This window comes from Roseitranquillus sediminis, assembly GCF_016918935.1.
In the GTDB taxonomy this organism is placed as follows: domain Bacteria; phylum Pseudomonadota; class Alphaproteobacteria; order Rhodobacterales; family Rhodobacteraceae; genus Roseitranquillus; species Roseitranquillus sediminis.
Window position 1 is genome coordinate 21624 of sequence record NZ_JAFFOB010000020.1, and the last position, 7079, is coordinate 28702.

At 70.8% G+C, this 7079-nt stretch carries 4 protein-coding genes and 1 tRNA gene; 2 read left to right on the forward strand and 3 right to left on the reverse strand.

The window, feature by feature from the left end; genetic code table 11:
• Window positions 1–23: 23 nt before the first annotated feature.
• Entirely contained in the window at window positions 24–1130 is a 1107-nt protein-coding gene (locus JM664_RS15130) for a pyridoxal phosphate-dependent aminotransferase (RefSeq protein WP_227420773.1), read from the reverse strand.
• An 87-nt stretch (window positions 1131–1217) separates the two neighbouring features.
• On the opposite strand from JM664_RS15130, the gene JM664_RS15135 reads away from it, so the two are divergent.
• The gene (locus tag JM664_RS15135; RefSeq protein ID WP_227420774.1) at window positions 1218–2447 is read left to right on the forward strand and encodes a cation:proton antiporter domain-containing protein; all 1230 of its coding nucleotides are present in this window, start codon (window positions 1218–1220) and stop codon (window positions 2445–2447) included.
• Here the strand turns inward: JM664_RS15135 and JM664_RS15140 are convergent.
• Window positions 2431–5637 (reverse strand): valine--tRNA ligase, encoded by a 3207-nt coding sequence (locus JM664_RS15140; RefSeq protein ID WP_227420775.1) that lies wholly within the window; start codon window positions 5635–5637, stop codon window positions 2431–2433. The two genes, JM664_RS15135 and JM664_RS15140, sit on opposite strands and share 17 nt — an antisense overlap.
• Window positions 5638–5805: 168 nt before the next feature.
• On the reverse strand, window positions 5806–6897 hold the full coding sequence (locus JM664_RS15145; RefSeq protein ID WP_406675817.1) for a glycosyltransferase family 4 protein: 1092 nt from the start codon (window positions 6895–6897) through the stop codon (window positions 5806–5808).
• Between the two features lie 82 nt (window positions 6898–6979).
• Between JM664_RS15145 and JM664_RS15150 the strand changes: the two genes are divergently transcribed.
• Window positions 6980–7069: transfer RNA gene (locus JM664_RS15150), tRNA-Ser, on the forward strand.
• The last annotated feature ends 10 nt before the right edge of the window (window positions 7070–7079 follow it).

Here is a 7079-nt window from a genome sequence, read left to right on the forward strand (position 1 = left end):
TCCGTTCCGCATCGAAGGGTCGCTCAACGGCCGGCCTCGGTCAATGCTGTGGGAAGGGCGCTCGCCAGGTGTTGAAGGTCCGCCTCGGTGCCGCAGCCGACCCTGATGCACCGGTCGCCAGGGGCCGCGAACGGCATTCGGACGAAGATGTCATGTGCCACAAGACGTTGCAGCACCGCCCGCGCGAACGCCACGTCTCGGCCGCAATCGACGGCAACGAAATTCGTTGCGGAGGGCAGGGCGACCATCCCGCACGCCTCCGCTATGCCGGCGATCCGCCGCCGCGCGTCGGCAGTCCTCTGCCGCACCTCCTCCAGCCAGTCCTGGTCGCCCAGCGCCGCCAGCGCCCCCGCCTGCGCGATACGGCTCATCCCGAAATGGTTGCGCACCTTCTCGAACGCGCCGATCAGCTCCTGGTCACCGATTGCACAACCGACGCGCGCCCCCGCCATCCCGTAGGCCTTGCTGAACGTGCGCAGCCGGATCACCCGCCGGTTCTCCGGCGCGACCGGTGGGCTCACCACCTCCGGCGCGAACTCGGCGTAGGCTTCGTCCAGCACCAGGAGGCACTCCTCCGGCACCGCCTCGATCGCCGCCCGCATCGCCTCGGTCCCGTGCCACGAGCCCATCGGGTTGTCCGGATTGGCGACGTATATCAGCCGCGCCCGCACCCGTCTCGCCGTCTCGATCAGTGCCTCCAGGTCCTCGTGATCGTTCCGGTAAGGGACCTTGTGCAGGACGCCGCCGTAGCCGGTCACGTGGTAGTTGAATGTCGGATAGGCGCCGTCCGACGTCACCACGGCGTCGCCCGACGCCACCGTCAGCCGCACGAGGTAGCCGAGCAAGCTGTCGATTCCCTCGCCGACCACCACGTTTCGCGGCGAGACATCGTGCGCGGCCGCCAGCGCGTGGCGCAGGTCGTGGCTCTCGGGGTCGCCGTACATCCACGCGTCGGCGGCGGCCGCGCGCATGGCGTCGATTGCCTTGGGCGAGGGGCCGAGAACGCTCTCGTTCGCGCCGATCCGCGCTACGAAGCGGCGCCCGCGCGCCCGCTCCTGCGCCTCGGGTCCCACGAACGGCACGCTCTGCGGCAGCGTGTCGGCGAGGGTGGTGAGGCGCGGGTCGGTCATGCGGTCTTTCTGGCGCGAAACCGGACGCGCGGCAATCGCCCGGGAACGGCGGCGGCAGCGACTCGTTCGGAGCCTTGAGGAGGTCACGTGCAGCAGCTCGACGCTACCGTCACCATCGCCGCCGCAGCAGTAGTCCTGCTGGGCCTCGCCTCGCGGCGGGTGCAGATGGCGCCGGTGTCGCGGCCCCTGCTCGCGCTCGCGGTTGGCATCCTCGCCGGGCCGCAGGTCGCTGGGTTGCTCCGCCCTGACGAGTGGCCGTCGTCGGAAGTCATCCTGAGGGAGGCGGCGCGCTTCACTCTGGCGATCTCGGTCTTCGGCATTGCGCTGCGCACGCCGAGAGAGAGCTACACGCGGCTCGCCCGCCCGGTCGCGGTCCTGCTGTCGCTCGGCATGCTTGTGATGTGGGGCGCGTCGTTCGGCGCGGCGCTGCTCCTCGGCGTGGCGCCGGTGGTGGCGCTGGCCGCGGGCGCCGTCGTAACCCCGACCGACCCCGTGGTCGCCTCGGCCATCGCGACCGGCGGCGCGGCCGAGCGCCATCTGCCCGAGGCGCTGCGGTCCACCCTCTCGCTCGAGTCCGGCGCCAACGACGGGCTTGGCTACCTCTTCGTGATGCTCCCCGTGCTGATCGTCCTCCATCCGGCTGACGCGGGAGCGCGATGGTTCTGGGACGTCCTGGTGGTCGGGGTGCTCCTTGCCGTCGCTATCGGTGCCGCGACGGGCCTCGTCGCCGCGCGGCTTCTGCGGCTCGCCGACCGGAGCGAGTGGATCGAGCGGCACTCGCTGCTCGGCTTGTCCATTGCGCTCTCGCTGATGGTGCTGGCCATGGCGCACCTGGCGGGGTCGGACGGCATCCTCGCCGCGTTCGTCGCGGGCGTGGCGTTCAACATGGGGGTCGACCGGGACGAGGACCACGAACAGCAGAACGTTCAGGAGACGATCGCCAAGCTCTTCAACCTCCCGGTGTTCGTCCTGCTCGGTGCGGCGCTGCCCTGGAGGGAGTGGGCGGAGCTTGGCTGGCCCGTCGGGGGATTTGCCGTGGCGGTGCTCTTGCTGCGCCGACCGCTGGCCCTCGCGGTCTGCGGCCCGCTGCTGGGCGGCAGGCTGTCGTGGCGCGACGTGGGGTTCCTTGGCTGGTTCGGTCCGGTGGGAGTCGCGGCGCTCTACTATGCGCTGCTGGTGAAGGAGCGGACGGGAGACCCGACGGTCTGGCCGGCGGCGGCGCTGGTCATCGTGCTGTCAGTGGTGGCGCACGGGGTGACGTCGGGGCCGGGGCTGCGGGCGTACAGCCCCGGCCGCCAGGTCAGCCGGCGTCGCTGAGGCGGGCGAGGGCGGCCTCGAGGCGCGCGTGCTCCTCCTCCTTCGTGGCGAGGGTTTCGCGGGTTTCCTCGACGACTTCGGGCGGCGCGCTGGCCGCGAACTTCGGGTTCGACAAGCGGCTGCGAAGGCCGTTGGCGTCCTTGGAAAGCTTCTCCAGCGTCTTGGAAAGACGCGCCTTTTCGGCATCGATGTCGATCACGTCCGCCAGCGGCAGGGCGAAGGTGCCGCCCTCGACGGCGATGGTGGCGGAGCCGCGGGGTGCTGCCTCGGCGAGCGAGATCGCCTCGAGTCGGGCGAGGCGCAGGACGAGATCTTCGTTGCGCGTCAGGGCGTTGCGGCCTGCTTCGTCGAGCTCGATCAGGAGGAGCGGCACTTTGGCGCCGGCGGGAACGTTCATCTCGCCGCGGACGGAGCGGACCGCCTCGATCAGGCCGATGACCCGGCGCATTTCGGAATCTGATGCGGGATCAACTAGTTCTGTGCCGTAGTTCGGCCACTCGGCGTGGGCGAGCATGTTTCCGCGGCGTCCGGAGATGCCCCAGAGTTCTTCGGTGACGAAGGGCATGATCGGGTGCAGCAGGATCAGGCACTGGTCGAGAACCCAGGCCATCACGGCGCGAGTCTCTTCGGAATTATCCCCGTCGAACAAGGGCTTGGCGAATTCGACGTACCAGTCGCAGACGCGGCCCCAGACGAAGGCATAGAGCGCGTTGGCAGCGTCGTTGAAGCGAAAGGCGGCGAGGGCGGCGTCGACCTCCTCGCGCACGCGGCCGGTCTCGCCGATGATCCAGCGGTTGGCGGTCGCGGTGGCGCTGGGCGGGTTCTTGCAAGAACCTGCAAGATCTGCGCCCCGATTTTGCAAGTTCGTTGAAGAAAAGACGCCGTTCATCTCGGCGAAGCGGTGGGCGTTCCAGAGCTTGGTGACGAAGTTGCGGTAGCCCGCGATCCGCTCCTTCGAGAGCTTCAGGTCGCGCCCCATCGCGGCCATCGCCGTGAGGGTGAAGCGGACGGCATCGGCGCCGAACTCGTCGACGAGGTCGATCGGGTCCATGGCGTTGCCGAGCGACTTCGACATCTTCTTGCCCTTCTCGTCACGGACGAGGGCGTGGACGTAAACGGTGCGGAAGGGGACCTGGCCGACAAGCTCGAGCTGCATCATCATCATCCGGGCGACCCAGAAGAAGATGATGTCGAAGCCGGTGACGAGAACGCTGGTCGGGAAGTAGCGGCGCAGCTCCTCGGTGTCCTCGGGCCAGCCGAGGGTGCCGAGCGGCCAGAGGCCGGAGGAGAACCAGGTGTCGAGGACATCGGCGTCGCGCCAGACGGGATAGACGAGGTGCGTCGGGTCCTGCTCGACCGCGTACTGCGCCAGGCTCTCGGCGAGACGGTGGATCGCCTCCTGCTTGTCGGCGACCTCGATGACGGTGGCGTGGTTCAGCGGCGTGGGCAGCCGCGCGGTGTCGTCGTGGAACCGGTCGCGCACCGCCTCGAACCCGACGCCGGCGTGACGGACCTCGCCCTCGTGCAGCATCCCGCCGTCGCCGAGGAGGCGGCCGAGCTCGACCTCGTCGAGGGCGCCGTCGCCCTCGTCGTCGCGGAAGGCGTCGACCCAGAGGTCGAGCCCGTACCAGACCGGGATCTGGTGGCCCCACCAGAGCTGGCGCGAGATGCACCAGGGCTCGATGTTCTCGAGCCAGTGGAAATAGACCTTGGCGTCGCTCTCCGGCAGGATCGTAGTGCGGCCGTCGCGGACGGCGTCGATCGCGGGCTGCACGATCTTCCCGGCATCGACGAACCATTGGTCAGTGAGCATCGGCTCGATGACGACCTTTGAGCGGTCGCCATGCGGCTGCACCATCTTTCGGTGCTCGACGAGGGGGACGAGCCGTTCCTCGCGCGGCTCGGCGGCGCCTTCCTCGGGCGCGGCCGGCGCCTTGAGAGCGGCAGTGCCGAGGCGGGGATCGGTCTCGGGGACCATGACGGCGAGGCCTTCGGCGGTGATCTGCTCGACCACGCGCTCGCGCGCCTCGAAGCGGTCGAGGCCGCGAAGGTCGTCGGGGACCAGGTTAATTGCGTCGGCCTCCTCGGCCGTCAGGCTGCTGTACTCGCCACGCGCCACGGCGAGGGCGAGGGCGGCGGCATCGGCGTAAGGCTCGCCGTCGTCCCGCATCCGCGCGCGGGTGTCCATCAGCCGGTACTTGGGGATGCCGCCGCGCTCGGCCACCGCATAGTCGTTGAAGTCATGCGCGCCGGTGATCTTGACCGCACCCGAGCCGAAGTCCGGGTCGGGGTAGGGGTCGGTGATGATCGGGATCAGGCGGCGGTGCTCCTTGGGCCCGACGGGGATCTCGCAGAGCTTGCCGACGATCGGCGCGTAGCGGGCGTCGGACGGGTGCACTGCGACGGCGCCGTCGCCGAGCATGGTCTCGGGCCGGGTGGTGGCGATGGAGATGTAGTCGCGCGTCTCGCGGAGCGTGACGTTGCCGTCGGCGTCCTTCTCGACGTACTCGTAGGTCGCGCCGCCGGCGAGCGGGTACTTGAAGTGCCACATCCGCCCGTCAACCTCGGTCTGCTCGACCTCGAGGTCGGAGATCGCGGTCTCGAAGTGGGGGTCCCAGTTCACGAGGCGCTTGCCGCGGTAGATGAGGCCCTTGTCGTAGAGGTCGACGAAGACCTTGAGGACGGCGTCGTGGAAGTTCGGGCCGGCGCGGTCGGGGTCGCCCGGGGCGCCGCCCATGGTAAAGGCCTCGCGGCTCCAGTCGCAGGAGGCGCCGAGGCGCTCGAGCTGGCTGCGGATGTTGCCTCGCGACTTCTGCTTCTGCTGCCACACGCGCTCGATGAAGGCCGGGCGGCCCATCTCGCGGCGGGAGGGCGCGCCTTCCCTCGCCAGCTCCCGCTCGACGACCATCTGGGTGGCGATGCCGGCATGGTCCGTGCCGGGCTGCCAGAGCGTGTCGTGGCCGCGCATCCGGTGCCAGCGGGTCAGGATGTCCTGCAGCGTGTTGTTGAAGGCGTGGCCCATGTGGAGCGCGCCGGTCACGTTCGGCGGCGGGATCATGATGGAGAAGGTCTCGGGCGGCTGGCCGTCGGGGCCGGGCCGGGCCCCGGCGCCGGCGCGGAAGACGCAGGCGCGGTCCCAGGCGGCGTAGATCTCGCCTTCGCGGGCGGCGGCGTCGAACGTCTTTTCCATCGGGCGGCTATCCTTCGCAGCAGTCGCCGCAGGGTCTAGCGGAGCGGCGGATGGAGGGGAAGCCTCGCGGGGCCAGGGTTGGGGAGCCAAGCTCGGGGGGCCGGCCTCGGGGGGCATCGAGCCCCCGCTCGGCCGGGCGCTGGCCTGCCGGCCACCGCGGGCGGCGGCTCAACCCGGCAGGCTGTCCAGAACGCGGCCGGCGATGGCGGCGGTGTCCGTCCAGTCGGGCAGGGCGTCGCCGGCGCGGGCGGCGGCCTCGGAGAGTCGGTGAGCGAGCGCGGGGTCGGTCAGGACGCGGCGGAGGGCGCCGGCGAAGGCGGCGGGGTCATCGGGCGGAACGAGGAGCCCGGCATCGGCCGGCACGGTGTCGGGCACCGCACCCGTGGCGCAGGCGACGATCGGCAGGCCGTGGCAGAGCGCCTCGGAGAAGACCATGCCGTAGCCCTCGTATCGCGTCGCGAGGGCGAAGAGCGTGGCGGAGCTGTAGAGCCTGTGGAGTTCGGGCTCGTCCACGGCGCCGGCGAAGCGGATGTGGGACGAGAGGCCGAGCGCGTCGCATTGCCGGCGGAGGAGGGCGGCGTGCGCCGTGTCGTAGGCGGGGCCGGCGATGACGGCCTGCCAGCGGAGGTCCGTCAGCTTGGCGAGCGCGTCGAGCAGCGTGTCGTGGCCCTTGCGCGGGTGCAGGATGCCGACCGAGAGAATGAGCGGCGGGTCGGCGGGACGGCGGGTGCTTTCGGGCTTGGGGAAGCCGGGGGGAGCGATGGTAATGCGGTCCGGCGCGACGCCGTAGTCTGCGACGAGGACGCGGGCGGTGTGGGCGCTGGGCACGAGGACATGGGCCGCGAGGGCGCAGTTGGCCGCCTCGCGCGTGTGGAGCGTGGCCGCGCGCGCGGGCGAGAGGCCGGATTCGAGCGCCAGCGGGTGGTGGATCATGGCGACGAGCGGCGCCCTGGCGGCGGCGAGGGCTTCGGTCTCGATCGCGCCCCAGACCAGCCCGTCGACGATGAGCGGCACCTCCGCCGGCACGGCGGCGAGCGCCGCGGCGGCCGCCTGCATCTCCGCCGGCGTGGGGTCCGGAAAGCCCCCCGGAAGCTGCAGATGCGCGACCTCGCGGCGCTGGGCGCGTAGGCCTAGGAGCAGGCGGCGTTCGTAGATGAAGCCTCCGGTCTTGGTGTCGATGTCGCCGGGGATCGCGAATGTGGCGGGTCTTGAGGTGTGCGTCACGAGGCGGACCTGCGGCTGTGGCTGTCGGGCGCACATAGCGGGCCGACCGCGGCTTGGCCAAGGCCCGTGCCGCCGGGACTTGCGCCGACCGCCGTCGCGCGGATAAACAGCCCGTCACGGAGAGGTGGCCGAGTGGTCGAAGGCGCACGCCTGGAACGCGTGTAGGCGGGAAACCGTCTCCAGGGTTCGAATCCCTGTCTCTCCGCCACTTGCCCTCG

Excerpts from the sequence above, each read along its gene's own strand:
- JM664_RS15145 (WP_406675817.1), bottom strand. The coding sequence starts at position 6,897 with ATGTGCGCCCGACAGCCACAGCCGCAGGTCCGCCTCGTGACGCACACC.
- JM664_RS15140 (WP_227420775.1), bottom strand. The coding sequence starts at position 5,637 with ATGGAAAAGACGTTCGACGCCGCCGCCCGCGAAGGCGAGATCTACGCC.
- JM664_RS15130 (WP_227420773.1), bottom strand. The coding sequence starts at position 1,130 with ATGACCGACCCGCGCCTCACCACCCTCGCCGACACGCTGCCGCAGAGC.